Below are 25261 nucleotides of genomic sequence, written 5' to 3'. Positions count from 1 at the left end.
TCCTGCCCGCGGAGTGCCCTCGTTGACCGTGGCTGACCCCTGCATCTGGCACGGTTGTGGCACGAACCTCAGCCGACGACAGTCAGCCACGGCGGCGGGTACGCCGACCGGTCAGGCGCGCGTGTGCCTCGATGCACCCCCACCAGCCTCAGCCACGCTACTGGCTTGTGTCGTCTACCGGGAGGGAGAAGGGAGACAGGGCATAGCCATGCGAGTGTCTATTTGCAGCACCTGCGCTTTGCGCCGTTCGATACCGAATGGACCGGTGCGATAAATGTGTGCCCTCCTGTATGGCAGAACCACTCGCACTTCAAATTGCTCTTGATTCGGAGGTTGTTCGGGGAGCGACTAGGATCGTTCAAGCAACGGATGAACCTAGCGGCAATTTTCGGGAAAAGATCTGCAAGTGACTTGCCAGGCGGCGCCATTGAGCGTGCGACATTGTTTTGGTTTACGCCTTGCCGATGGCACGCGTGACAACCAGAACCGCTGACAGCCCTGTTGCGGATCATCGTTGCCCAAATGTTTCCGCATTTACTGCACTGCCATTTTGCTACATCGAACGATGAAGGTGAGCACAGGCTCAGGTCGTACTCTGGGCGGGTGAGATTTTCCCTGAATTCGATTAGGAGCTCGGGGTTTCGTTCAGCGACGGATTCAAATCTAACCCGCCCCTTAACTACTGCCCAGGCTTCTGCGGCCTGTCCGAGGGCTATCCCTCGTTGTTCCTTAGTAAGAGGTTCAAATGGCAATCCTCGGGAAACCAATACGGGGCGAAGGGAAGACGCCCAAGTCCACGGATTAAGGCCATCCTTGGTGCTATCGCTGACTTCTACGTGATCCCCTGGAATAGCAGGGAGGCCTCGGGCGCGGACCCGTACGTAGTCCAAACCGCAGAGAAGCGCGCTCTTCCTGGCATCCTTTTCTCTGTGTTTACTCGCGCTGTGCGTGTGGAACGGGTCTAGGTCCACGTGGAGCTGAATCGCAGGGATAAATAAATCCACTCGGGGGCGGCGGCCTGACAGGCCGCGTACATGCTCTACGGCGTAGTCGCATACTACGCCGGTTCCTGTTGCCGCTATGAGTAGAGACTGCACCTCAAGCTCGAAACGGGACCTGCCGGCTGAGGTGCACTTCGGGCACCCAGAGCCGTAGGTGCGGGACAGGACAATAGCTTCCCATTCATGCCCGTAATTGCATCTCCAGAGACATCGGTCATTGCTGCGGATGCGCAGCCGGTCGGGTCCCGCTCCCGGGGTCGTTAGATTCTTGACGAATGAGTGACTGATCTGCGGGAAGCGTTCCTTTAGTGACTCTCCTTCTTTCGGTATTCTGCGCCTTGCGGAAATTCGACGGTCATAACATTTACGGCACCCGGATCTGCTTCGGTTCCTATGAGAGGTTACCCGGGAGGCGACAGAGGCTATCCAAGTGTGCCTGCAATCCGAGCATAGCCATGTGCACTTATCGGCAGAGCCTGGTCTCAGCATGGTTAGATCGTGATCGGGAGTTGTCTCATTACTGACGAACTCCGACGCGACCTCGCCGAGTGCATCGTGTGCGGTCAGGGAAGTGCCCTTCGGGCTACGTCTCCAACTTCCGCGTTTTGCTTCAAAACAGGCGGGGCATCCCGTTTTTCCGGACACACGATTCTGAGGAACCGCTACCCATTCGTTGTTACAGGAGCGGCAGCGCCAGCGACATTTGTAGTTGCTATGGGGCTTAAGCTGCGAAGCAGTAAGTTCGTTCTCTAGATTGGCGACGAATTCTAGCGCCAGTTCAGGGTGTAGATCTGCCAGTGAAGCGCCTGGACGCGCTATCCTGCGCGCATTGATTGTCCGCAGACGCGCGCACTTCGGGCACCCACGACCTGCGCCTGTGCGGGTTCGGGCGTTTGGTGTCGTGCTCCACTGGTTGCCGCATTGTCCGCAACGCCATCGGCACATTTTGTTCGAGCTGGCGTGGATGTCAGAGGCGGTGTGTCCTGGGTGGCCGTCAATTACAGCGAGCTCTGCCGCGATCTCTGGGAAGCGGTCTTGTAGTGATGCGCCAGGAGGCGGCGCCTGCCAAGCCGCCCGCCGGCATTGTGTGCAGCCGCTGCCTGTGCGGGTTCGGGCGTTTGGTGTCGTGCTCCACTGGTTGCCGCATTGTCCGCAACGCCATCGGCACATTTTGTTCGAGCTGGCGTGGATGTCAGAGGCGGTGTGTCCTGGGTGGCCGTCAATTACAGCGAGCTCTGCCGCGATCTCTGGGAAGCGGTCTTGTAGTGATGCGCCAGGAGGCGGCGTCCGCCAAGTCACTTGCGATGCCGCCCGCCGACACTGTGAGCAGCCGCGACCGCCCGCCTTAGTCCGATCGACTACTCGGCCTCGCCATTGATGGCCGCATGTGCTGCAGGCCCAGAGCACTGTCCGGCCGCTGCCGGTAGTGAGGGAATCTCGATCAACCGCTGCCGGCTCCACGGCGCTGATCTCTGCGAAGACAGCAGGATGTGTATCGCGCAACATGCGGCGTGTGGCCACGTCTTCCCCCCGGCACAGGACGAGGCTGATACTACAGAGCTACCGCCTACTGCACAGGCATGGTTCAGAGGTCGAGGGAGATGTAAGCAGCTTCCCTGTGACCCGGCTGCGTCGGGGCTGTGTCGCGAGTACTGAGAGAAAAGCAAGATAGAACGGGGGGAAAATTGGCTGCACAGTCATTTTTTGTCGTGGGGGAAACTTGGTTTCAATCTTTCCGTGAGGGCTATAACCCTGAAGCGGCATCGATTTTTCGTGAGTGCGACGCCCGCTGTGACGAAAACGGCGAACTGGATTACTTCACCATTTCATCCCGCCAGATGGGGGATCGGTTGGAGCTCCTTGGTATCGATATCAATGCGACGGCCGCTGCTTTCAGGCACGGATACATGGAGACTCCAGAAGAATACCGTCCAGACGGGTTCGATTTCCACTCTTGGCTGGAAGACGGCAAAGAGTCTGTGCGGCGACTCGGAGGGTGCGATTTTGGTGCAGATGCCGACTGGATTGATTCGTCGGTCGATATTCGCTACATAATTCGGGCCGTAATCGAAATGCATGAAGCAGACGTGCCCGTGGTCTGGAATCTTGCAGACGTGGTGGGTCGCGGCTTCGTGTCACCCGATCCTCGGCTCTGCGAACTCGAACTGGAGAAGAAGCGGGGGGCAAACGTCGCAACCTTCCCCGTGATTGTACTGACAGAGGGATCGACCGATGCTAGCTTTTTGAGTTCGGCGCTCTCATTGATATATCCGCACCTTGTCGATTTTCTGAAGTTCATGGATTTTGGGGTTGGAGCAGAAGGAGGGGCTAGCGCCCTTGCGCGATCCGTGAAGTCATTCGCGGCCTCAGGGGTCGCAAACAGAGTGATCGCTATATTTGATAATGATACGGCCGCCTCGGATGTACTGGTCGCTATGAACGCCACACTTCCTAATACTTTCAGGGTGCTTCGATACCCTGACATCGATTTGGGCAAAAAATACCCGACGATCGGCCCTACCGGGCGCGGAGTCGCTGACGTCAACGGTAAAGCGGGCGCCTTGGAGCTGTACTTCGGTGAGGATGTCTTGAAAGATCCCGCGGGTGAACTGACACCGGTGCAGTGGACGGGGTACGTAAAGCGGCAGAACGCCTACCAGGGTGAACTTCTTGATAAAAGCCGTCTTCAGAAATCTTTCAGAAGGAAGCTGGATGGCGCCATAGCTCGGGGGAGCACTCAACCGGAGGAAGATTGGTCTGGGGTCACCGCGATTCTCGATAGCATTCGCCACGCTTTCCGAGATTTTTCAGCTTAATTGGGAGGTCAAGTAGAGGGTGATCGCGACTGATGACCATTTCGGGTGCACGATGAACTGGAGGGAAATTGATGATCGGCGACTCGATGCCATGGCGTGAGGACCTTCTTCGAATCGCAGAGCGACTTGAGAAGCGAAAAGTTCAAAAGCGGTGGACTGAGCGAACCACTTACCTGGTCGAGCGAGACATAGCACTTGGTGCCTTCATTGTCCGGCGACTGAACGAGTCCCGTAAAGTCTCCGATAGCCTTGCTGCGCGTAACTTCCCGGTCGAGCGCTTCTCGCTAGTTGGAGAGGTGCCGGACGTTTATAACCGTCACGAGTTCTATGAGCTGTATGATCTCGAACGTGGTGCGGCGGATACCCTTTCATTCTCTCACCTGTGCAATCAGATAATTCATAGCTATGTCTGGCATTTTTCCGTGACTGAAGATTCTGGAATGCTGGACGGCGTGTATGTCTGTTCCGATCACAAACGTCGGAAGACTCTGTATAAAATTCCACTCGATAGCTTGATTGATCTGTTCGTTCGTGTGGGAACCGAGGACATCTATCGAATCGACATTCGTGCAGACAGCAATGGTGAGAGGTATGTTGCGCACGTCGAGGGCCGCTCGCTACTCGACGGAATACGTGCAGACTAGGTCGGCGGAGCGGCTTCGGGCGGGAGTTGCTTCGAGGCGAGTAGTCTTGGCCCACAAGTTTTGGCGCGTCAGGCTTGTGGTGCTGCCCAGTAAAGCGCGAGGTTGGGGCCAGCATCTTAGGAGCTTGGCTTGCAGCGACTGCCTAGAGCTGCAGAGCCGACCGCCTCGCCACGACGTACCCCTTTCTTTAAGGCAGGCGGTTGAATGCTGTGCGCGGCACGGGCGCCGGCCGGGCTGGAGCGGGGCGGAGACAGGAGCGCAGGCCCGGCCGGGGGCCGGGCCGCGCGCGGGGAGCGGAGCGAGCCGCCTTGAAACCGTAGAGAAGGTTGTTACTCAGGCATCGGCTGGGATGTGCCACAGCGGTGCGACGTAGCGCTCTGGACGGCTACTGATGAGCAGTTGACGCAGGTCATCGCGTTGCGAGCCGTTGAGGTTCAGGACCTCTGTGAGGTGGCGGAACGTCGTGTGGGTTACTCCGCGGCTTCGGGCCTCGTCCTCGAACCGGTCGAGCTGCGAGAGCACGTTGTCGCGGTCGAGTTGCACTGCTGGCTGGTCCTTGAGCCAGGCAGCCTTGTTGCGTTCGTAGTCGATTTCCGAGTAGCCGCAGACTTCGCGACTGTGGGCCTCCACCTCGTCCAAGGTGGCGGTCGACAGGATGGCGCGAGCCAGCTCGTTGCGGTTCAGGGCGTCGTCAAGGTCGACTTCATGGACCGTCGGGCCGTCGTCTGAGAGCGGAATGGGGAGTCCGGCGTCTCGTACTTCGCAGATACCTCGTACTCCGCGCGCTGTTGCAGCGAGCATCCCGGTGGCCTCGGACGGGTGCCATTCCAGGACCGAGCTGACCGGCTCTGCGTCCTTCGCGGTCAATGTGCGGACGAGGGGCCCGAGCAGGCTGCGCACCTCGTCGATCGGGAGTTCGCCGTCCAGGCCGGGACCGGCAACCAAGAGCCTGACCGGAGCGTTCACCCGGCAGCACGCGGCCAGCGTGAGGGCGTCGGCGAGCGGGCTCTTCAGCGTCGGTTCGTTGCCTCGCGCGAGGATGTCACCGCCCACGTCTAGGAGGTCGATCGAGGTCGGCGCCAAGTGGTCCACCAGCTCTTCGAGTTGGCGTGTGATGCCCTCGGCTCCGTGGTGCGGGTCGATCAGAGCGAAGGTGTGTGGGAGCTCCGCCGCGAGTCGCGGGAGGGTGGATCCTGCCGGGGCGATCGGGCGGGCTTCGGCCAGCACCGACCAGACGGAGGGAGTGACGGGTTCGAGGCCCGTGAAGTCGGATGGGCCTCGGGGACCTGGGACGGGGTCGACCAAGAGGCGGTCCCACGCGTACGTGAGGATCACCGCCTGGTCCTCGTCGCCGTAAAGGGCGGCGTCAAGCATTGCGGCGGCGACTGCGTCGCCCCCTCCTCCTGCTGCGACGATCAACCGCGTCATGTGGTCAACATTACGGGTTCGGCGTCTGGCCACTCACCCTATAGTGGCTAGAGGCCATAGCCACTTGGACGAGGAGGGGACATGCCTCAGATCGAAGAGGCGCAGCCGAAGTATCTCCAGATCGCTCACTACATCCGCGATCAGATCCTTCGGGGCGACCTGAGGCCGGGGGACGAGGTCCCTTCGGAGCGACAACTGGCGGCTAACTGGAAGGTGTCCAGGCCGACGGCCGCGCGGTCGCTGGAAGCTCTGAGCCATCAAGGACTCGTTGAGAAGCGGCAGGGTTCGGGCACCTACGTGCGCAGCCTTGAAGTCAACCGCCGAGCACGAGAGTTGTACGGGCGGGCGCGACAGACCGGAAAGATCTACACCCCTGGTGAGTACGCGGTCATCACCTCGGCCGGCTGGATGGAGGCGCCTGACCATGTCGCCGAGGGGCTGGGTCTGGTGAAGGACCGCCGAGCCGTGCACCGGCGACGCGTGACCAACAACCAGGACGGGCCCATCACTCTGTCCACTTCGTGGTTCGCTCCGGACGTCGGACAACGCGCGCCCAACCTACTGGAGCCCGAACGGATCCAAGAGGGCACTTTGATGTACGTGGAGAACATGACGGGACGGCAGGGGAGTTACGCCGAAGACCGCATGTGTGCGCGGCAGGCAACCGACGAGGAGGCAGCAGACCTCCAACTCGACGCCGGTTCTGCGGTCTTGATCGTGCACCATGTCGTGTTCGACCTCCAGGACCGGCCGTTGGAGTTCGCCGAAGCCACCTACCCGCCGCACCGCTGGGCGTTCGAGCAGGGCTACCCACTCACCTGACGGTTCGTCATTTCGGCGAACCGCTTGCGTCGCACGAGTGGCTAATGCCACTATCCAGTAAGTGGCTAAGGCCACTTATTGAAAGGGGGCACGGAGTGACGGGTCAGCCGCCGGAACAGGGCGCGCACTTAACTTGCCGGGGATGCCGAGGGCGGGGCTGGAAACGAGTCAGCTCGCGCACGGCCCTGGCGGTATCGACCGTCAATGACCGTGCCCGTGCCGCATCGAAACGGCGCTGCCTCGATTGTGACGGCAGCGGCAAGGAGTGAGCACGGATGGCCTACACGCTCGACCGCTACCCCTCCGAGGAAGCGCCTCGACTCGGTGCGATGACCTTGCATCCCGTCGCGGAGTCTGTGCCTCGGGCCCGGCGCTGGTTCCGGAAGTTCATCGCCCCCTACAACCCGGCCTGCTCGGTCGACGACTGCCTGTTGATGATCTCGGAGTTGGTGACCAACGCCATCGCCTACGGCCGGTCGGACGACCCGTGGCTCGTCCGGGTGGAGTGGTTCCGAGAGGGGACCTCGCTCCGGGTTGAAGTGCACAACCCGGGATTTCCGGCGAACGTGAGGCTGCGGCACCCCGATGCCGCCGACGCGCACGGGCGCGGGCTGCTCCTCGTCGACTCCATCGCCGAGTCCTGGCACTCCGGCCCCAGTCGGCGCGGCGGAACCGTTGTTTCCTTCGTGATGGCCGATGCCTGGCCGGCCTGAGACGTGTGTGACGCCGCAGTACTGCGCAACTGAATTTGTCGCTAGTCTGGTTGACCAGTTGACTTGGCCAATCCCGACGGGCGGCGTTCATGGCGTATGAAGTGGAGGCACCGAAGTACGTACGCCTCGCGCAGACGATCCAACGCCGCATCGAGGATGGCACGTACCCGCCAGGCACGCGGGTCCCCAGTGAGAATCAGCTGGTCCAATCCTTCGGGATGTCCCGCCCGACTGTCGTACGCGCCCTAGAGCTGCTGAAACGAGACGGCTGGCTGGAGTCCCGGCAGGGGTACGGCACGATCGTGCGCAGGCGACCGGCCGTCATCGAGCAGAAGGACCGCCGCGGGCGCGAAGCACTGGAGCGCGACGAGTCACGGACTCCGGGGCGTCTGGTTGCAGTCGACCAAGTGCCGGTTCCGGCGCGCATCGCCTCCGCGCTCGGGTTGCCGAAGCGTGCCAAGGTTCTTGTGCGCAGGTTCCTCGTCGTGGAGGACGGCGAACCTGCCGAGCTGGTCTCGTCGTACTTCCCCGCCGGCTTGATCGAGGGCACTGAGTTGGGGAGTGCCGCACCCTTGAGTGGCGGCACCCGTGATCACCTTGAGGCGCGAAAGAAGGTCCGCTTCGACCACGTGACGGAACGGGTCTCGGCTCGGCTGCCCGAGGGCGGTGAGGCCGAGCTTCTGGAACTGCCGGTCGGTGTACCCGTGCTCAGCGTCCTGGTCGTCGCGTGCGATGCATCTGGTCAGGCGTTGCAAGTCTCTGACGTGCTACTTCCGGCGGATCGACAGGAACTCGAAGACACATACCGGCTCAGCTGAGTCGGTGGACGCATTGGCTACTTCCTGAGCGGCTGTGACGGTCTACGTCAGGTGCGTCGGGTGGCGAGTCGGTAGATCAGGTAAGTAAAGCCAAGGATCACGTCGACGGCTACCCACAGGCCGATGATGAGACCCACGCCGATGGTGGTTCCGACGTCGCCTGCGTCCTCGCACAGCTTCAGGGCGTCGCCTGTCAGGCCTCGGCACTCCTCGGATGTACCGCTTCCGCTCGTGGCGCCCGTGATCACCCAGATCAGGAACAGGATCTGGATGGCAAGGAAGAACCACAGGAAGACGCGACGGCGTTTTTTTGGCGGGGGTATCGTCCCGCCTTGATCAGGGCTGCTTGGCGGGGGGCCTTGCGTTGGTGCTGACCAGGCTGCCGGCAGTGGTGGGGAACCTGTCGAGTTCCGCGGACCCCATGCCTGCGGCTCTTGAGCGCGGTTTCGTCTGCCCATGTCGCGCCCTCCTCTGTGCTGCCTGACTTCATGGTGCGCGTGCGGTACCGGTCGCGCTCGTTGACCGCCACCAAGCCTCTTGACAAGTCAACTTGGCAACTCTAACTTCGAACTTGCTAAGTCAACCTGTCAGGTGACGGGTTGATCGATTCCAGAAGGAGAAATCTCTGTGCGTGTGATCCGCATTGACGCCTCGTCCGCCACGATCCTGCTGACCGAAGCTCCGGCGCCGAAGGTGCGTGACCGGCAGACCGGTGAGATCGCCAAGGACGCCGTGAGCGGTGAGGCGCTGATGACTGTCGGCGTCGTCTTCATCGACGAGGGAGACTCGTCGCTCATCCAGGTCACCGTTCCCGAAAGCGGTGTGACGGAGGGCCTGGCCGTTGGTTCTCCGGTGTCGCTGCCGGGCCTCATCGCCCGGCCGTGGGAGAGCGTGTTCAACGGCCAGCAGCGGCACGGCATCGCCTACCGCGCCACCGCGATCGCGCCGGGCGCTTTCCCGGTCGCTCAGGCGGGCTGATCGTCGTGACGGACCTGATCACGTTGGCCGAGCTGGGCGGCTCGCTCACTGCGATAGGCGGCGCCGCGTACGTCCGGCACGCCCACCCGGCGGCGTACTGGTCCACGGTCGGGCTGCCGGTCTCGGTGGCCCGGCTGCTGGCCTCGTACTCCTCGACCATGGACGCGTGCGGCCTGACCGTCGCACCGTCCCGGCTACGGGTGCTGGCCATCAAGGCGACCAGCCGACGGGAGATCCGCCCCGTCCCGCCTCGTCGGGGCATCATCCGGCCCACGTCGACTGGCCTGCGCGTCCGTCTTCGGCTCGCGCCGGGCCAGGAACCCGCTGACGTCGCTGCCTCGGCGGAACGGCTCCGCCATGCGTGGGGCGTGCATGGCGTGTACGTGAAGGACGTGAAGCCCGGTGTCGTCGAACTGCGGCTCATCGGCTTCGACGTCCTGCGCAAGGTTCGGATGCCTCGGCGGATCGAAGGCGGGTTCCTCAAGGTGCCGGTGGCGCTGCGGGAGGACGCCACGGCGTTCTTACGTGACTACCGCGCCGTTCCGCATGAACTCGTCCTCGGCGCAACGCTGTCGGGCAAGTCCATGTACCTGCGGAACCTGATCGCCGGTCTCGCTCGACAGTCCGTCGCCCTGGTCGGCATCGACTGCAAGCGGGGCGTCGAGCTGGCGCCCTTCGCCTCCCGCTTCGCTGCGCTGGCGACCGACCCGGAAGAGGCGGCCGGGCTGCTGCCCGTCCTGGTCAAGGAAATGGAGGACCGATACGACCTGATCAAGGCGCGGCAGGGCATCGCCCCCGGCACTCCCGACGAGGAGATCACCTCTGACATCTGGGGCCTGCCTGAGAGCGAACGGCCCACCCCCATCGTCCTGTTCGTCGACGAGGTGGCCGAACTCTTCCTCGTCGCCACGCGTAAGGACGAGGAACGCCGCGACGAGATGGTCACTCACCTCATCCGCCTCGCCCAGCTCGGCCGCGCGGCCGGCATCTACCTGGAGGTCTGCGGACAGCGCTTCGGCGCCGAGCTGGGCAAGGGCGCGACCATGCTGCGGGCCCAGCTCACCGGCCGCGTCTGCCACCGCGTCAACGACGAAGCCTCCGCCAAGATGGCACTCGGCGACATCGCACCCGAGGCGGTCTACGCCTCCTGTGCCATCGCCGCCGAGCTGCCCGGCCTGGCCGTGGCCGGTGACACCTCCGGCGGCTGGTCCCGCATCCGCACTCCCCACCTGTCCCTCGCCGATGCTGCGGCCACCTGCCGCGACACGGCCCACCTCGCCCCCGACATTCCGGCGCTCACGCCCTTCCGGCCGTACGTCCCGCCCGTAGTCCTCGACACTCCCGAACCGGTACCCACCGCGCGCCTGGCCTCCGAGACAGCGGAGGACTGACCGATGCGCATCCGGCTCGACCCGGTCTTGGTCCAGGCGGCCATTGCCGCAGCACTGTCCTTCGCCCACCTTCACGACCTCGCCGCCGCGGCCGGGCAGGACGGCTGGAAGGCATGGGCCTATCCGATCAGCGTTGACCTGCTCCTTGTCGCCGCCTGGCGACGGCTGCGCTCCGGTACGGCGAAAGCCGCTGCCTGGTGCTGGTTCGTCGTCGCCCTGGTCGCGTCGCTGGGCGCGAACGTCGCCACGGCCGGCCTGCTCGACCTCGGAGACGTCCCGGCCTGGCTGCGCATCCTCGTCGCCGGATGGCCCGCCGTCGCCTTCCTCGGCGGAACCCTCCTCGCCCACGGCGCCCCGGACCGCGACCAGGTTCCGGAATCAGACCAGGACCAGGCATCTGCGTCGCCCGTCAATCCGACCGCCCCTGAGCTGCCCGCAGCCGATCCGCAGCCGACCGCACCGCCGTCCGTCGCTCCCGTCCCGCCCGCCCTCGTCGCCCTCGCCCGCAAGGTCGCGGACGACCACCGGACACGGACCGGAACGGACATCGACACCCCAACCCTTCGCGCTCGCCTCGGTGTCCCGCTTCCGCTCGCCGAAGCCATCGCCGCCCAACTCACCTGACCCGGAGGACTTTCCACCTTGCGTCCGTCCACGCTCCGCGCGCTCAAGCGTGCCGCCGAGCTGACCCGACAGAACCGCCTCACCGAAGCCGTGCTCATCGCCGAACCGGTGATTCTCACCGCCGACAGCTACGAGGGCGACGAGATCTTGCGCTGGCTTGCCGACCACGCCGCCGACTTCACCGGCGAAAACCCTGAGGAGCTCCCCTGATGCCCACCAACCGCCGCTTCCGCAACGTCGTCCGCATCGGACCCGTCCAGGTCGGCACCGCTTACGACAGCCGCGGACGCGAGAAACACACCGCCGTTTGCACCGCCCCTCGCTGCGGCTTCTCCCACGACTACGACACCCGTGCCGCCGCCGAACTCGCCGCCCGCACCCACCGCTGCCGCGTCCGCTGAGGAGATGCCGTGACCGTCTCGCTCCCGCTCGTCTTCGTCCTGGGCGTCATCGCCTGGGCCGCGATCAAGTTCTTGGGCGTCCGCATGTGGGTCGCCGTCGTGATCGCCCTTTTCGGCTTCTGGCTCTCCCACACCTTCCTCGCCCCCGCCATCGAGTCCGGCACCCGCTCCGGGGTCGGCGTCGTCAACGGCGACAACCGCTGAAAGGAGCTGGCCATGTTCCGCCCCAAGCTGCCCGACGTCCCCACTCCGCCGTCGACCCTCATCCCTCAGCAGCAGCACCACCAGAACAGCCCGGCTCCCGCCGCCGGCCGCTCGCTCAGTCCCTACGCGGGGCCGGTCACCGTCGTCCTCGTCGGCGGGGTCGTCCTCACCGCGCTCCTGGCGGCCGTCGCCATCACGGCCATCTCCGTGGCCATCGCCGCCGTGGTCCTGCGCTCCCTGCTCAACAACGCCAACAGGCGCTGACCGGCCGCCGGGGCGGCAAACGCCGCCAAGCATCCCGCCGCCCCGGGGCCGTCCCTCCCAACCGCAGAACAGCCGAAAGGAAGTCCCATTCTCACCCGGCAGACTCCGCCCCCGCTGGCGGAACTCTCCATGCTGGCCTCCCTCGGAACCATGCCCGAGCTGGCCCGCCAACTCTCCGGCCTGGGCGGCTGCACGCACCCTATCCGCCTCGACGGCCACCGCACCGAATACGCAGTCGACACGACAACCGGCGAGATCGGCCGCGCCCTGCACCACCTCGACTCGACCGCCCTCCCGGCGGGCCAACTCCTCGTCCGCTGCAACAACCGCCGAGCAACCCGCTGCCCGGCCTGTGCCGAGACCTACCGCCGCGACACCTATCACCTGATCACCGCCGGATTACGGGGCGGCAAGGGCACATCGGACCAGGTCGCCACACACCCCCGGGTCTTCGCCACCTTCACCGCCCCCGGCTTCGGCCTGGTCCACAACCGCCGCTCCGACGGACGCCCCTGCCGCTGCGGTGCTCGTCACGACGAGGACGACAACGCGCTGGGTACGCCCCTGGACCCGGACCGGTACGACTACGAAGCGGCCGTGCTCTGGAACGCCCACGCCGGGCTCCTCTGGCGGCGCTTCTCCATCTATCTCCGCCGGGAAGTCGCCAAGCGCGCCGGCCTCACCCAACGCACCTTCCGCGACCACGCACGCATCTCCTTCGCCAAGGTCGCCGAGTACCAAAAGCGCGGAGCCGTGCACTTCCACGCGGTCATTCGCCTCGACGGCCCGGACGGCGGCGACACCTCACCACCTGCCTGGGCAACGGCAGAGCTCTTGATGGACGCCATCCAGGCCGCAGCCACCGCCGCCCGCGTCGACGGCCCGACCATCGACGGCCGCGCGCACACCTTCGCCTTCGGCCGCCAACTCGACGTCCGTACGATCCGATCCGCCGACTTCGACAACGGCCAGGAGCTGACCGAACGAGCCGTAGCGGCCTACATCGCCAAGTACGCCACCAAAGGCGCTGAGACGGCGACCGGCACCCTCGATCGCCCGCTCAAGTTCCTCGCCGAGCTCGCCCAGGCACGCATCTCAGAACACGCCCAACGCATGATCCGCGTCGCCTGGACCCTCGGCGCTCGCCCCGAACTCGCCGAGCTCCGCCTTCGGGCCTGGGCTCACATGCTCGGCTTCCGCGGCCACTTCTCCACCAAATCCCGCCGCTACTCCACCACCCTCGGCGCCCTCCGCGACGCACGAGCCGAATGGCGTCGCGCACAAGTCGCTGCGCCCGTCGAGACAGAGCCGACGGAAACCACCCTCGTCCTCTCTCACTGGGTCTTCGCCGGAACCGGCCTCTCCCGCGCCGAAGCCTGGCTATCCGCATCCCTCGAACCCGCCCCCGGAACGGAAGGGGAACCCACCGCATGACCGACCGCTATCTGTCCGTCGACCAGGTCGCCGAGCTGCTCGGCACGACCACCCGCTTTCCCCGGCGGCTGATCGAGGAACGGCGCATCCGGTACGTGAAGGTCGGCCGGCACGTCCGCATCCCGGAAAGCGCGGTGGAGGAGTTCATCACGTCCCGCATGGTGCAGCCGCTGAGGCGGCCCCGTACCCGGTACGGGAGGGCCTCCTGATGGCCAACAACAGAGGCAGGCGGCGGCGCTTCGGGGCCATCAGGAAGCTTCCGTCCGGTCGCTATCAGGCGCGCTACCCGGGCCCGGACGGCGTGATGCGACCGGCCCCGATGACCTTCGAGACGACGGCGGATGCCGACGATTGGCTTGCTGAAAAGCAGACGGAGATTCGGCGTGGTGAATGGCGTGACCCCGAAGCGGGGGCGGTGGGCTTCCGTGTGTACGCAGAGAAGTGGGTCGAGGAACGGGAACTCGCGCCTCTTACCCAGGACCTCTACCGGTATCTCCTCGACAAGTACCTGCTGGGCAGCTTCGCCGAGTCCGACTTGGACGAGATCACCGCGCCACAAGTTCGTGAGTGGCGGACGGCGCAGCTGCGGGCCAACGGCGGCAAGACGATGATCGCCAAGGCGTACCGGCTGCTCAAGGCCATCATGGAGACCGCCGTTGATGACGAACTGATCCAACGCAACCCGTGCCGGATCAAGGGTGCTGGCAAGGAGAGGGCTGCTGAGCGGCGCATCGCCACCGTCGCCCAGGTCGACGCGCTTGCCGAAGCCATTGGCATGCGGTGGCGGCTCATGGTCTACCTCGGCGCGTACGGTCCGATGCGGCCCGAGGAACTGGCCGGCCTCCGTCGCCGAGACGTCGACCTCGACGCTCTGCGGATTCGCGTTCGCCTCGCCGAGCCGGAGCGCATGAACGGGCGACGTGTCCAGGGCGACACCAAGTCTGAGGCCGGGACCCGGAGTGTGATCCTTCCCGCGTTTCTCCACCGGGAGCTCCGGTGGCACCTGGAGTCGTACGCCGAGCCGGGCCCCGATGGGCTGCTCTTCGTCGGTGAGAAGGGCGCCCCCTTCCGCCGTAGCACCTTCGGCCGGAAATGGAGGAAGGCACGTGAGATCGTCGGCATGCCCGAGGGCTTCCGGTTCTACGATCTCCGCCACACCGGACACACGCTGTCCACGCGCTCGGGTGCCACCCTCAAGGACACGATGGTCCGGGCCGGGCAGTCCTCGGAGAAAGCGGCGCTGATCTATCAGCACTCCGACGACGAGCGACAGCAGGAAGTTGCTGCCGGACTCGACGCGACCGTACGCAAGGCCCGCCAGGAAGCTGCGGCCGTGCCAGAACCGGGGACAGCCGAGCCCGACGATCAACGTTCTGGCACGAATCTGGCACGCGGCGAGTGATCGCAGAGCGCAGCAAAAAGGCCCGGGTCGATGACCTGGGCCTTCTTCGTGGAGCGGGTGACGAGAATCGAACTCGCACTCTCAGCTTGGGAAGCTGATGTTCTACCACTAAACTACACCCGCGTAAGACGCCGGTCGGGACCGGTATCGGAACGCACGGTCACTTTACCTCATGTCCGGCCCCCGGCGCTGAAGCCGTGGGGCCGCGGTGCGTTACGGGGGTGTGACCGGGCTGCGGGGGGCGGGAGTTGGGGCGTACGGTGGAGACGTGGGAGAGGGGCCGGGTGGGTCGGAGTGCCGCCTGGAGAGTCGTCTCTTTGATCCCGTAATGTGGCTTTTGTCGTCAGGCGAGCAGCAGCCAGACGCGGCTCTTGGGGAAGGGACTCGTGGACTTGATGGAGCGCACCGTCGTCCGTTGTGCCGATGGGCACGTGTTCAGCACCGCTTCGTTCCCGATGCAGCAGGCCGAGCGGCTCGGTCCCGGACGCCTCGTCCGGTGCCCTCGGTGTGCCCGGCTCCGCAGCGTGGTGCCGGTGGCGTTGGAGAAGCACTAACCACATCCGTATAGCGAGCAGCAGAACAGGCGCGCGGGTCGTCCGATGGTGGTCGGTCCGCGCGTCTTGCGTATCCTCGGGGCGTGCTTCTCTCAGACAAGGACCTCCGGGCCGAGATCGACGCCGGACGGGTGCGGATCGATCCCTTCGACGAATCCATGGTGCAGCCGTCGAGCATTGACGTACGTCTTGATCGGTACTTCCGGGTGTTCGAGAACCACCGGTACCCCCACATCGATCCCTCCGTCGAGCAGGCGGATCTCACGCGGCTCGTCGAGCCGGAGGGCGATGAGCCGTTCATCCTGCATCCCGGGGAGTTCGTTCTCGCCAGTACGTACGAGGTCGTCACCCTCCCCGACGATCTTGCTTCGCGGCTGGAGGGGAAGAGTTCTCTCGGCCGGCTCGGGCTCGTCACCCACTCCACCGCCGGGTTCATCGACCCGGGGTTCTCGGGGCACGTGACCCTTGAGCTGTCGAACCTCGCCACCCTCCCCATCAAGCTCTGGCCCGGCATGAAGATCGGGCAGCTGTGCATGTTCCGGCTCAGCTCGCCCGCCGAGTTCCCGTACGGGAGCGAGCGGTACGGCTCCCGGTACCAGGGGCAGCGGGGGCCGACCGCCTCCCGGTCCTTCCTCAACTTCCACAGGACCCAGGTATGAGCGAGATACGGGAGAATCTGACGTACGAGGCGTTCGGCACCGCCGTGCGCGAACTCGCCCAGAGCATCGCCGACGACGGGTTCGAGCCCGACATCGTGCTCTCCATCGCCCGGGGTGGTGTCTTCGTCGCCGGGGGGCTGGCCTATGCCCTCGACTGCAAGAACATCCACTTGGTGAACGTCGAGTTCTACACCGGCGTCGGGACGACTCTCGACATGCCCGTCATGCTCGCCCCCGTCCCCAACACCATCGACTTCTCCTCCAAGAAGGTCCTCATCACCGACGACGTCGCCGACACCGGCAAGACGCTCAAGCTGGTGCGTGACTTCTGTCTCGACGCCGTCGACGAGGTGCGCAGCGCCGTCATCTACGAGAAGTCGCAGTCGCTGGTGAAGTGCGAGTACGTGTGGAAGCGGACCGATGAGTGGATCAACTTCCCGTGGAGCGTCCGACCGCCCGTCGTGAAGCGGACGGGACAGGTGCTCGACGCCTGACGGTCGCAACGGTCACAGCAAGCAGTAGGGGCTCCCCGCATGCGGGGAGCCCCTACTCGTCGTACGGGAATGCCTCTAGAACGTGCCCAGCTTCACGATCGACAGCAGTGCGATCAGCTGGATCGCGGACGCGCCCAGCGCCTTCGGCCAGGGCAGGTCGTGGGACTTGGACACCATGAGGGTGAGGAGGGCGCCGGCCGCGACCCAGGTGGCCCAGCCGAGGATCTGGACGAAGCTCGCGTCGCCGCCGAAGAACATCGCGACGACCAGGCGCGGGGCGTCCGTGAGGGACATGATCAGCATGGAGAGGCCGACCGTGGGCTGCCAGGCGCCGTCGCCGCCGAGCTGGCGGGCCAGGGTGTGGGTGACCACGCCGAGGACGAAGGAGCTCAGCACCATCGCGACGGCGGTGATCAGGACGATCGGGACCGCGTTCGACAGCGTGGCGTTGATCGCGTCCTCGCGGGCGCCGTCGAAGCCGAAGACCGCGAGCAGGCCGTAGAGGAAGGACACGACGAGGGCCGGGCCCCACACCGTGTAGTCGCGCATCTGGAGGAAGGTCTGGTTGGGGGACAGGACGATGCCCCTCAGGAGGACCTTCCAGTGCAGGCGGGGGCCGACCGGGGCCGTGGGGGCCGCGCCGGCGCGGTAGGTCCCGCCCTGGTTGTAGGGGTCCTCGCCGACCGAGAACGCCTGGGTGTGCCCCGGGTTGTTGGCGGCGTACGGGTCCGGGCCGGGTTGCGGCGGGTAGGCGCCGGCGTCGCCGAAGTACTCCGGCTCGTCGTAGCCGCCCGCCTGGGTGGCGCCGCCGTACTGCTGCTGCCCCGGGTGGGGCTGCGGCGCCGGCGGGTAGCCGTACGACGACGGTCCCTGGGGCGCGCCGTACGACGGCCCCGGGGGCGTCTGCTGCCCGTACGGAGGTTGTTGCGGTCGCGTGTGAGGAGCGCCGTTGTCCCGGCCGCGTCCGATCCTGAATCCAGCCACGTCTTCGAACGTACCTGGTCCCGGAGAGTGACGTGCGGGGCCCGGCGTTCCGGACCGGCCTTTGCGGCCGAGCTGTGACATCCCCTAAGGGGAGGTCCGGGGGCGCCTCAGGGTCTGGGTGCCCAGTCGTCTTCGGAACTTACGGTGGCCGAGGGTTCTGCTGTGACGGCAGACGCGTGATGATGCAGCTGTTCGAGTCGGGGAGTCGGGGGAGGGAGCGCGCATGCGCTCTGTGCTGGGCTGGGGACTGGTCTGGGTCGTACGGCTGTGCGCGCTGGTGGGGTGGGTGGCGACGGCGGTCGCGTGTACGTGGCTGCTCGGCGTCGCGCCCACGCCCCAGCCGTGGAACGGCCCGTTGGTGTGGGGCGCGGTCGCGGCGGGGTGTGCGGTGGTGCGGGCGCTGGCGTTGTGGGCGCTGCGGGTGCCGGCTGCGGTGGCCTCGTGGGGTCGACGGCGGCGGAGCGGCGTCTCACTGAGCAAGGAGCGGCACGCGGACCGCCGAGGCCGCTGGGCCGACTGGGAGGACTGGGCCGACTGGCAGGACGGCCACGAACTCTCCTTCGACGGCCACGAGATCTGGATCAAGCTGCGCACCGCCGCCGTATGGCTGCTCGTGGCGTTCTCCTCGGGGGCGCTCTTCGTCGCGCTGCTGACCGGGTCGGAGGCGGGAGGCAAGGCCGAGACGCTGCGGGACGCCGGTGCGGAGGTCAGTGCCGCGACGGTCGTGGAGAAGCCGGCGGCGGTTCGGGCCGACGTGGACGACGAGGACGTCGTACAGGGATATTCGTCGCGGCTCGTCGTGTCCGTGGTCGGGGGGCCCGAGCGGCTCATCGTGAAGGACGCGTACACCTCCGAGAAGCCCCGGGAGGGAACCGAGGTCGACGTCCTTTGGGCCCGGTCCGTGACGCGGCTCGGTGGTTACGTCCACGAGGACAGGGACCTGCCGACGATCGCCGCGGGGCGCTGGAAGGCGTTCCCGGACAGCGAGTTGGGCGGCGCGATGCTGTTCGCCTTCATCCTCCTCGCGGTGGTCTTCGGCGGCGTTCTGACGCCCGTCTTCACACTGGTGGCCGATGCCGACGACCTCCAGGAACTGGCCTGGTCGCCATGGGCCCAGACGATCCGTGCCGCGCTGGCCGCGGCCGTGTTTCTGGGATGGCGTCCGCTGCTGCTGGGGGAGCAGCCCGAGCTCGCGGAACTGCTCTTCGCCGGAGGCGGCTTCTTCCTCGTTTTCCTGGTGTACGTCTTCACGTCCATCCGCAGCCTGGGCTGACGGTCGCCCGTACGACGTTCCGCAGCATGGCCGACGGTCGCGCGTACGACAGCGCCCCCATGCCCGTCCCGGACATGGGGGCGCCTCGACGCACAAGTGAGGTCGGCTACTTCACCGGCTGCGGCTCCGCCTCGCTCTCGGCATCCGACTCGCCCGCCGGGGGCTCCTCGTCCACCGGTGTCCGGACGGACTCCAGGAGCAGCTGGGCGACGTCGACGACCTGGATGGACTCCTTGGCCGTCCCGTCGTTCTTCTTGCCGTTGACCGAGTCGGTCAGCATGACCAGGCAGAACGGGCAGGCGGTGGACACGATGTCCGGGTTCAACGACAGCGCCTCGTCGACACGCTCGTTGTTGATGCGCTTGCCGATCCGCTCCTCCATCCACATCCGCGCGCCGCCGGCGCCGCAGCAGAAGCCGCGCTCCTTGTGGCGGTGCATCTCCTGCTGACGCAGGCCCGGGACGGCCGTCATGATCTCGCGCGGCGGCGTGTAGATCTTGTTGTGGCGGCCCAGGTAGCAGGGGTCGTGGTACGTGATGAGGCCCTCGACCGGCGTCACCGGGACCAGCTTGCCCTCGTCCACCAGGTGCTGGAGCAGCTGGGTGTGGTGGATGACCTCGTAGTCGCCGCCGAGCTGCGGGTACTCGTTGCCCAGGGTGTTGAGGCAGTGCGGGCAGGTGGCGACGATCTTCTTCGCCGACCTGGGCTTACGAGACTCCTCCGTCACGTTGCCTTCGTCGTCCGTCTCCTCGCCGAACGCCATGTTCAGCGCGGAGACGTTCTCCATGCCGAGCTCCTGGAACAGCGGCTCGTTGCCGAGGCGCCGTGCCGAGTCACCCGTGCACTTCTCGTCGCCGCCCATGATCGCGAACTTGACGCCCGCCATGTGGAGGAGTTCCGCGAAGGCCTTCGTCGTCTTCTTGGCACGGTCTTCCAGCGCGCCCGCGCAGCCGACCCAGTACAGGTACTCGACCTCGGACAGGTCCTCGAGGTCCTTGCCGACGACCGGCACCTCGAAGTCGACTTCCTTCGTCCACTCAAGGCGCTGCTTCTTGGCCAGCCCCCAGGGGTTGCCCTTCTTCTCCAGGTTCTTGAGCATCGTGCCCGCCTCGGACGGGAACGCGCTCTCGATCATCACCTGGTAGCGGCGCATGTCGACGATGTGGTCGACGTGCTCGATGTCCACCGGGCACTGCTCGACACAGGCGCCGCAGGTGGTGCAGGACCACAGGACGTCCGGGTCGATGACGCCGTTCTCCTCGGCGGTGCCGATGAGGGGACGCTCGGCCTCGGCCAGCGCGGCGGCCGGGACATCCTTCAGAGCCTCCTCGGAGGCCTTCTCCTCGCCCTCCATGGTCTTGCCGCCACCCGCGAGCAGGTAGGGCGCCTTGGCGTGGCCGTGGTCCCGCAGCGACATGATCAGCAGCTTGGGGGAGAGCGGCTTGCCGGTGTTCCAGGCGGGGCACTGCGACTGGCAACGCCCGCACTCGGTGCAGGTGGAGAAGTCCAGCAGGCCCTTCCAGGAGAACTGCTCGACCTGGGAGACGCCGAAGACGTCGTCGTCGCCCGGGTCGGTGAAGTCGATCGGCTTGCCGCCGCTCGTCATCGGCTGCAGCGCGCCCAGCGCGGTGGAACCCTCCGCGTTGCGCTTGAACCAGATGTTCGGGAACGCCAGGAAGCGGTGCCAGGCCACACCCATGTTGGTGTTGAGCGAGACCACGATCATCCAGATGAACGAAGTGCTGATCTTCACCATGGCGACGAGGTAGACCAGGTTCTGCAGCGTGGAGACGCTCAGGCCCTTGAAGGCCAGGACCAGCGGGTACGAGGCGAAGTACCCGGCCTCGTAGTGCTCCACGTGGTGCAGCGCACCCTCCAGGCCGCGCAGCACGTAGATCGCGAGGCCGATGGTGAGGATGACGTACTCGACGAAGTACGCCTGACCGGCCTTGGAGCCCGCGAAGCGGGACTTGCGGCCGGCCCGTGAGGGCAGGCTCAGCAGCCGGATCACCATGAGCACGGCGATGCCCAGGATCGTCATCACGCCGATGAACTCGATGTACAGCTCGAACGGCAGGAACTCGCCGATGTACGGCAGCACCCAGTCGGCCTGGAAGAGCTGGCCGAAGGCCTGGGCGAGGGTCGGCGGCAGCGTCAGGAACCCGACCGCCACGAACCAGTGGGCGAAGCCGACGATGCCCCACCGGTTCATCCGGGTGTGGCCGAGGAACTCCTTCACCAGCGTCACGCTGCGCTGGTAGGGGTTGTCGGTCCGGGCGCCGGCGGGGAGCGGCTGGCCGAGTTTGAAGTACCGGACGAACTGGCCGATGGCGCGTGCGAGCAGCGCGACGCCGACCACGGTCAGAACCAGCGACACGATGATCGCGGCGAGTTGCATTTCGGGGCTCCTCGGGCCTGCGAGGGTTTTTGTCGAGAGGATTCGTCGAGAGGATTCGTCGAGGGGTTGCGTCGTGGGTTTTCGTCGAGGCGGTCCGCGAGGGGACGCTCTCGGCGATTACTAAGCGGTAACTTATGCAGTCCTCTGAGAGTACCCGCAATCCTGTGCCGCACTGTAGTCAGCCGGTCGGTGATCTGTGCTACTGAGGCAGACCTCAGTAACGCGCCCCGGCGGCGCGCCGAGCCGATCCCGTCATTCATACCAAATCATGACATTCGGCTTAGCTTTGGATCCGTGCTCTACGGGATCGCAGCCGCCACCACCGCCCTTCTCCTCTCCGCCGTCCTCACCGCGCTGATGCGGGTCCCGGCCCTGCGCCTCGGCGTCCTCGACCGGCGCCGACAGCGCCCGCTCCCGCTGCTCGGCGGGGTGGCCGTCGTGCTCGTCACCTGCCTGGTCACGGCCGCCGGGGAGTGGACCGGGTTCGCGCCCCTCCTGGACGGCATCGGCACGCTGCTCGCCGCCGGGGTCGCGGTCGCCGTGCTGGGGCTGGTCGCCGACGTGCGGCGGGTCAAGGCGCGGTTCCTGGTGGGCGGTACGGCCGTCGCGGCGGTCTGTGTGGTGCCGTACGCGGAGACCGGCGTGCCGGGCGGGCTGCTGGCGGCCGGCTGGATCGTCTTCGTCGCCGTCGGCTTCCGGGCGCTCGACCACGCGGACGCGCTGGCGGGCACCGTCGGGGTGGTGACCGCCTTCGGGGTGGGCGTGTTGGCGGCGGCCGAGGTGATGGACGGGCTGGCCGCGCTGCTGAGCGTGCTGGCCGCCGCGCTGACCGGGTTCCTGATGCACAACTGGCCTCCCGCGCGCGTGGGGCTCGGTTCCTGCGGATCCCTGTTCACCGGGTTCGTGCTCGCGGCGGCTGCTCTGAGCACCCGGACGGGGCACGAACCGGCGGCGGGTGCGGGGGTGTTGTTCGCGCTGACGGTCCTCGCGGCCGCGGACGTCGTCCTCGTCCTGCTCTCGCGCAGGCTGGCCGGACGGCCCCTGTTGCGCCGCGGCCCCGACCATCTCGCGCACCGGCTGCGGCGGCTCGGGCTCACCTCTCAGGGGGCGGCGGTTCTGCTCGGTGTCGGGGCCTTCTGCGGGGTACTCGTCGCGGTCCTCGCGCAACTGGGGTGGCTCGCGCAGTCGGGGGTGTACTGGGTCGGGGCGGGCGCCCTGATCGTCGTAATCGCACTCTTGCGGGTCAGGGTTTACGGGCCTCGAAGCCCCCGGCGGATTGAATCACCGCAGGTCAGAGCCCAGTTGCGTGTAAGGAACGGATAAGAGTTGAGTCCGGGCGACTCAGGTCTGTTGACCAGGGCTGGGACGTCATGCACACTTGAGTCCGTTCCACTCAAGTCATTGCTGGAGGAATCAACCATGGCACGTGCGGTCGGCATCGACCTGGGCACGACTAACTCCGTCGTCAGCGTTCTGGAGGGCGGCGAGCCCACCGTGATCACCAACGCCGAGGGCGCCAGGACCACGCCGTCCGTCGTCGCCTTCGCCAAGAACGGTGAGGTGCTCGTCGGCGAGGTGGCCAAGCGCCAGGCGGTCACGAACGTGGACCGGACCATCCGCTCGGTGAAGCGCCACATGGGCACCGACTGGAAGATCGAGCTGGACGGGAAGCCCTTCAACCCGCAGCAGATCTCCGCGTTCATCCTGCAGAAGCTGAAGCGGGACGCCGAGTCCTACCTGGGCGAGAAGGTGACCGACGCGGTCATCACCGTCCCGGCGTACTTCAACGACTCCGAGCGCCAGGCGACGAAGGAGGCCGGCGAGATCGCCGGTCTGAACGTCCTGCGGATCGTCAACGAGCCCACCGCGGCGGCGCTCGCGTACGGCCTCGACAAGGACGACCAGACGATCCTCGTCTTCGACCTCGGTGGCGGCACCTTCGACGTGTCCCTCCTGGAGATCGGCGACGGCGTCGTCGAGGTGAAGGCCACCAACGGCGACAACCACCTCGGTGGTGACGACTGGGACCAGCGGGTCGTCGACTACCTGGTCAAGCAGTTCGCGTCCGGCCACGGTGTGGACCTCGGCAAGGACAAGATGGCCCTCCAGCGCCTCCGCGAGGCCGCCGAGAAGGCCAAGATCGAGCTGTCCTCGTCCACCGAGACCTCGATCAACCTGCCCTACATCACGGCGTCCGCCGAGGGCCCGCTGCACCTGGACGAGAAGCTCACCCGGGCTCAGTTCCAGCAGCTGACGGCCGACCTGCTGGAGCGCTGCAAGACGCCGTTCCACAACGTCATCAAGGACGCCGGCATCAACCTCTCCGAGATCGACCACGTCGTTCTCGTCGGTGGCTCCACCCGCATGCCCGCCGTCGCCGAGCTCGTCAAGGAGCTGACCGGTGGCAACGAGGCCAACAAGGGCGTCAACCCGGACGAGGTCGTCGCCATCGGCGCCGCCCTGCAGGCCGGTGTCCTCAAGGGTGAGGTCAAGGACGTCCTGCTCCTCGACGTGACCCCGCTGTCCCTGGGTATCGAGACCAAGGGCGGCATCATGACCAAGCTGATCGAGCGGAACACGACGATCCCGACCAAGCGGTCCGAGATCTTCACCACCGCCGAGGACAACCAGCCCTCGGTCCAGATCCAGGTCTACCAGGGCGAGCGCGAGATCGCGGCGTACAACAAGAAGCTCGGGATGTTCGAGCTCACCGGTCTGCCGCCGGCCCCGCGCGGTGTCCCGCAGATCGAGGTCGCCTTCGACATCGACGCCAACGGCATCATGCACGTGACCGCGAAGGACCTCGGCACGGGCAAGGAGCAGAAGATGACCGTCACCGGCGGCTCCTCGCTGCCGAAGGACGAGGTCGACCGGATGCGCCAGGAGGCCGAGAAGTACGCGGAGGAGGACCACGCCCGCCGCGAGGCCGCCGAGACCCGCAACCAGGGCGAGCAGCTCGTCTACCAGACGGAGAAGTTCCTCAAGGACAACGAGGACAAGGTCCCCGGCGACATCAAGACCGAGGTCGAGGCGTCGGTCGAGGAGCTCAAGGCCGCGCTCAAGGGCGAGGACACCGCTGAGATCCGTACGGCCACCGAGAAGGTCGCGGCCGTGTCGCAGAAGCTCGGCCAGGCGATGTACGCCGACGCGCAGGGCGCGCAGGCCACCGGTGGCGCGTCCGCCGGTGACGAGGCGCCCAAGGCCGACGACGACGTCGTGGACGCCGAGATCGTGGACGACGAGCGCAAGGACGGTGCCGCGTGACGGAGGAGACCCCGGGCTTCGACGAGAAGCCTGACGTCCCCTCCGGCGCCACCCCCGACGACGCCGAGCCGCAGGCCGCCTCCCCCTCCGGGGAGGGGGCGGCCCCGGCCGGGGACGCATCAGCACAGTCGGCAGGCCTGACGGCACAGCTGGACCAGGTACGCACGGCGCTCGGCGAGCGCACGGCGGACCTCCAGCGGCTCCAGGCCGAGTACCAGAACTACCGCCGCCGGGTCGATCGGGACCGGGTCACGGTCAAGGAGATCGCCGTGGCGAACCTCCTGTCCGAGCTCCTGCCCGTCCTCGACGACATCGGCCGCGCGCGGGAACACGGCGAACTCGTCGGCGGATTCAAGTCCGTCGCGGAGTCGCTGGAGACCGTCGCGGCGAAGATGGGTCTGCAGCAGTTCGGCAAGGAGGGCGAGCCCTTCGACCCGACGATCCACGAGGCCCTGATGCACTCGTACGCGCCGGACGTCACCGAGACGACCTGCGTGGCGATTCTGCAGCCCGGGTACCGGTTCGGCGAGCGCACCATCCGCCCCGCGCGGGTGGCCGTGGCCGAGCCGCAGCCCGGCGCGCAGACCGTCAAGGCCGACGAGGCGGAGACGTCCACCGGTGCCTCTGGTGCCTCTGGTGCCTCCGCCGCCGACGACAAGGAGAGCGGTGGCCCGGACGAGGGCTGAGCGTGAACC

26 protein-coding genes and 1 tRNA gene are annotated in these 25261 nt (G+C 66.3%); 21 read left to right on the top strand and 6 right to left on the bottom strand.

Annotated features, from left to right (window positions below; all coding sequences use genetic code 11):
- Window positions 1-218: 218 nt before the first annotated feature.
- Window positions 219-2507: a zinc-ribbon domain-containing protein gene (locus OG252_RS52365; protein ID WP_443068502.1), complete on the bottom strand. Its 2289-nt coding sequence runs from the start codon at window positions 2505-2507 to the stop codon at window positions 219-221.
- A gap of 179 nt (window positions 2508-2686) precedes the next feature.
- Between OG252_RS52365 and OG252_RS24580 the strand changes: the two genes are divergently transcribed.
- Both OG252_RS24580 and OG252_RS24575 read left to right on the top strand, forming a co-directional pair.
- On the top strand, window positions 2687-3817 hold the full coding sequence (locus tag OG252_RS24580) for a hypothetical protein (RefSeq protein ID WP_329338722.1): 1131 nt from the start codon (window positions 2687-2689) through the stop codon (window positions 3815-3817).
- 71 nt (window positions 3818-3888) lie between these two features.
- Window positions 3889-4461, top strand: a complete 573-nt coding sequence (locus OG252_RS24575) for a hypothetical protein (protein WP_329338720.1) — start codon at window positions 3889-3891, stop codon at window positions 4459-4461.
- Window positions 4462-4794: 333 nt separating this feature from the next.
- On the opposite strand, the gene OG252_RS24570 is transcribed toward OG252_RS24575, so the two are convergent.
- On the bottom strand, window positions 4795-5889 hold the full coding sequence (locus OG252_RS24570) for a DUF1152 domain-containing protein (RefSeq protein WP_329338718.1): 1095 nt from the start codon (window positions 5887-5889) through the stop codon (window positions 4795-4797).
- A gap of 81 nt (window positions 5890-5970) precedes the next feature.
- On the opposite strand from OG252_RS24570, the gene OG252_RS24565 reads away from it, so the two are divergent.
- The 3 genes from OG252_RS24565 (at window position 5971) to OG252_RS24555 (ending at window position 8242) form a co-directional block, all read left to right on the top strand.
- Window positions 5971-6711: a GntR family transcriptional regulator gene (locus OG252_RS24565; RefSeq protein WP_329338716.1), complete on the top strand. Its 741-nt coding sequence runs from the start codon at window positions 5971-5973 to the stop codon at window positions 6709-6711.
- A gap of 275 nt (window positions 6712-6986) precedes the next feature.
- Window positions 6987-7424 (top strand): ATP-binding protein, encoded by a 438-nt coding sequence (locus tag OG252_RS24560; protein ID WP_329338714.1) that lies wholly within the window; start codon window positions 6987-6989, stop codon window positions 7422-7424.
- A gap of 89 nt (window positions 7425-7513) precedes the next feature.
- Window positions 7514-8242 carry a GntR family transcriptional regulator gene (locus OG252_RS24555; protein WP_329338712.1) on the top strand — a complete coding sequence of 243 codons (729 nt, stop codon included), beginning with the start codon at window positions 7514-7516 and terminating at the stop codon, window positions 8240-8242.
- 47 nt (window positions 8243-8289) lie between these two features.
- Here OG252_RS24555 and OG252_RS24550 read toward each other — a convergent pair whose 3' ends face one another.
- Complete coding sequence (locus OG252_RS24550; protein ID WP_329338710.1) at window positions 8290-8700, bottom strand: hypothetical protein; 411 nt, start codon at window positions 8698-8700, stop codon at window positions 8290-8292.
- A gap of 169 nt (window positions 8701-8869) precedes the next feature.
- Here OG252_RS24550 and OG252_RS24545 point away from each other — a divergent pair, with 169 nt between their 5' ends.
- The 10 genes from OG252_RS24545 (at window position 8870) to OG252_RS24500 (ending at window position 14940) form a co-directional block, all read left to right on the top strand.
- Window positions 8870-9220 carry an SCO3933 family regulatory protein gene (locus tag OG252_RS24545; protein WP_329338708.1) on the top strand — a complete coding sequence of 117 codons (351 nt, stop codon included), beginning with the start codon at window positions 8870-8872 and terminating at the stop codon, window positions 9218-9220.
- A gap of 5 nt (window positions 9221-9225) precedes the next feature.
- On the top strand, window positions 9226-10611 hold the full coding sequence (locus tag OG252_RS24540; protein ID WP_329338706.1) for an FtsK/SpoIIIE domain-containing protein: 1386 nt from the start codon (window positions 9226-9228) through the stop codon (window positions 10609-10611).
- 3 nt (window positions 10612-10614) lie between these two features.
- On the top strand, window positions 10615-11235 hold the full coding sequence (locus tag OG252_RS24535) for a DUF2637 domain-containing protein (RefSeq protein ID WP_329338704.1): 621 nt from the start codon (window positions 10615-10617) through the stop codon (window positions 11233-11235).
- Between the two features lie 18 nt (window positions 11236-11253).
- Complete coding sequence (locus tag OG252_RS24530; RefSeq protein WP_329338702.1) at window positions 11254-11445, top strand: hypothetical protein; 192 nt, start codon at window positions 11254-11256, stop codon at window positions 11443-11445.
- Window positions 11445-11636, top strand: coding sequence for a mobile element transfer protein (locus OG252_RS24525; protein WP_329338700.1), 192 nt, complete (start codon window positions 11445-11447; stop codon window positions 11634-11636). The genes OG252_RS24530 and OG252_RS24525 overlap by 1 nt, the downstream gene beginning before the upstream one ends.
- Window positions 11637-11645: 9 nt before the next feature.
- Window positions 11646-11840 carry a hypothetical protein gene (locus OG252_RS24520; RefSeq protein WP_037680541.1) on the top strand — a complete coding sequence of 65 codons (195 nt, stop codon included), beginning with the start codon at window positions 11646-11648 and terminating at the stop codon, window positions 11838-11840.
- A 12-nt stretch (window positions 11841-11852) separates the two neighbouring features.
- Window positions 11853-12104, top strand: a complete 252-nt coding sequence (locus OG252_RS24515; protein WP_329338698.1) for a SpdD protein — start codon at window positions 11853-11855, stop codon at window positions 12102-12104.
- A gap of 129 nt (window positions 12105-12233) precedes the next feature.
- Window positions 12234-13538, top strand: coding sequence for a replication initiator (locus OG252_RS24510; protein WP_329338696.1), 1305 nt, complete (start codon window positions 12234-12236; stop codon window positions 13536-13538).
- Window positions 13535-13747, top strand: coding sequence for an excisionase family DNA-binding protein (locus OG252_RS24505; RefSeq protein ID WP_329338694.1), 213 nt, complete (start codon window positions 13535-13537; stop codon window positions 13745-13747). The genes OG252_RS24510 and OG252_RS24505 overlap by 4 nt, the downstream gene beginning before the upstream one ends.
- Complete coding sequence (locus OG252_RS24500) at window positions 13747-14940, top strand: tyrosine-type recombinase/integrase (protein WP_329338692.1); 1194 nt, start codon at window positions 13747-13749, stop codon at window positions 14938-14940. Before OG252_RS24505 ends, OG252_RS24500 begins: the two co-directional genes overlap by 1 nt.
- 49 nt (window positions 14941-14989) lie before the next feature.
- Here the strand turns inward: OG252_RS24500 and OG252_RS24495 are convergent.
- Window positions 14990-15063, bottom strand: a tRNA-Gly gene (locus tag OG252_RS24495).
- Between the two features lie 514 nt (window positions 15064-15577).
- Between OG252_RS24495 and dcd the strand changes: the two genes are divergently transcribed.
- The gene (gene dcd, locus OG252_RS24490; protein WP_266436287.1) at window positions 15578-16153 is read left to right on the top strand and encodes a dCTP deaminase; all 576 of its coding nucleotides are present in this window, start codon (window positions 15578-15580) and stop codon (window positions 16151-16153) included.
- Window positions 16150-16647, top strand: a complete 498-nt coding sequence (locus tag OG252_RS24485) for a phosphoribosyltransferase (RefSeq protein ID WP_329338690.1) — start codon at window positions 16150-16152, stop codon at window positions 16645-16647. The genes dcd and OG252_RS24485 overlap by 4 nt, the downstream gene beginning before the upstream one ends.
- A gap of 75 nt (window positions 16648-16722) precedes the next feature.
- On the opposite strand, the gene OG252_RS24480 is transcribed toward OG252_RS24485, so the two are convergent.
- Window positions 16723-17712, bottom strand: a complete 990-nt coding sequence (locus tag OG252_RS24480; protein ID WP_329338687.1) for a Yip1 family protein — start codon at window positions 17710-17712, stop codon at window positions 16723-16725.
- Between the two features lie 142 nt (window positions 17713-17854).
- Between OG252_RS24480 and OG252_RS24475 the strand changes: the two genes are divergently transcribed.
- Window positions 17855-18904, top strand: a complete 1050-nt coding sequence (locus OG252_RS24475; protein WP_329338686.1) for a hypothetical protein — start codon at window positions 17855-17857, stop codon at window positions 18902-18904.
- Between the two features lie 106 nt (window positions 18905-19010).
- On the opposite strand, the gene OG252_RS24470 is transcribed toward OG252_RS24475, so the two are convergent.
- Entirely contained in the window at window positions 19011-21302 is a 2292-nt protein-coding gene (locus OG252_RS24470; protein ID WP_329338685.1) for a (Fe-S)-binding protein, read from the bottom strand.
- Window positions 21303-21596: 294 nt separating this feature from the next.
- Between OG252_RS24470 and OG252_RS24465 the strand changes: the two genes are divergently transcribed.
- From OG252_RS24465 to grpE, 3 genes are all read left to right on the top strand, one after another.
- Window positions 21597-22625 carry an MraY family glycosyltransferase gene (locus tag OG252_RS24465; protein WP_329338684.1) on the top strand — a complete coding sequence of 343 codons (1029 nt, stop codon included), beginning with the start codon at window positions 21597-21599 and terminating at the stop codon, window positions 22623-22625.
- 96 nt (window positions 22626-22721) lie between these two features.
- A complete protein-coding gene (gene dnaK / locus OG252_RS24460; protein ID WP_266436280.1) occupies window positions 22722-24566 on the top strand; it encodes a molecular chaperone DnaK in 1845 nt (614 codons plus the stop codon).
- A complete protein-coding gene (gene grpE / locus OG252_RS24455) occupies window positions 24563-25252 on the top strand; it encodes a nucleotide exchange factor GrpE (protein WP_329338683.1) in 690 nt (229 codons plus the stop codon). Before dnaK ends, grpE begins: the two co-directional genes overlap by 4 nt.
- The last annotated feature ends 9 nt before the right edge of the window (window positions 25253-25261 follow it).

It is taken from the genome of Streptomyces sp. NBC_01352, from assembly GCF_036237295.1.
Lineage (GTDB): Bacteria > Actinomycetota > Actinomycetes > Streptomycetales > Streptomycetaceae > Streptomyces > Streptomyces plumbiresistens.
This window is presented reverse-complemented; position numbering and strand designations above follow the sequence as displayed.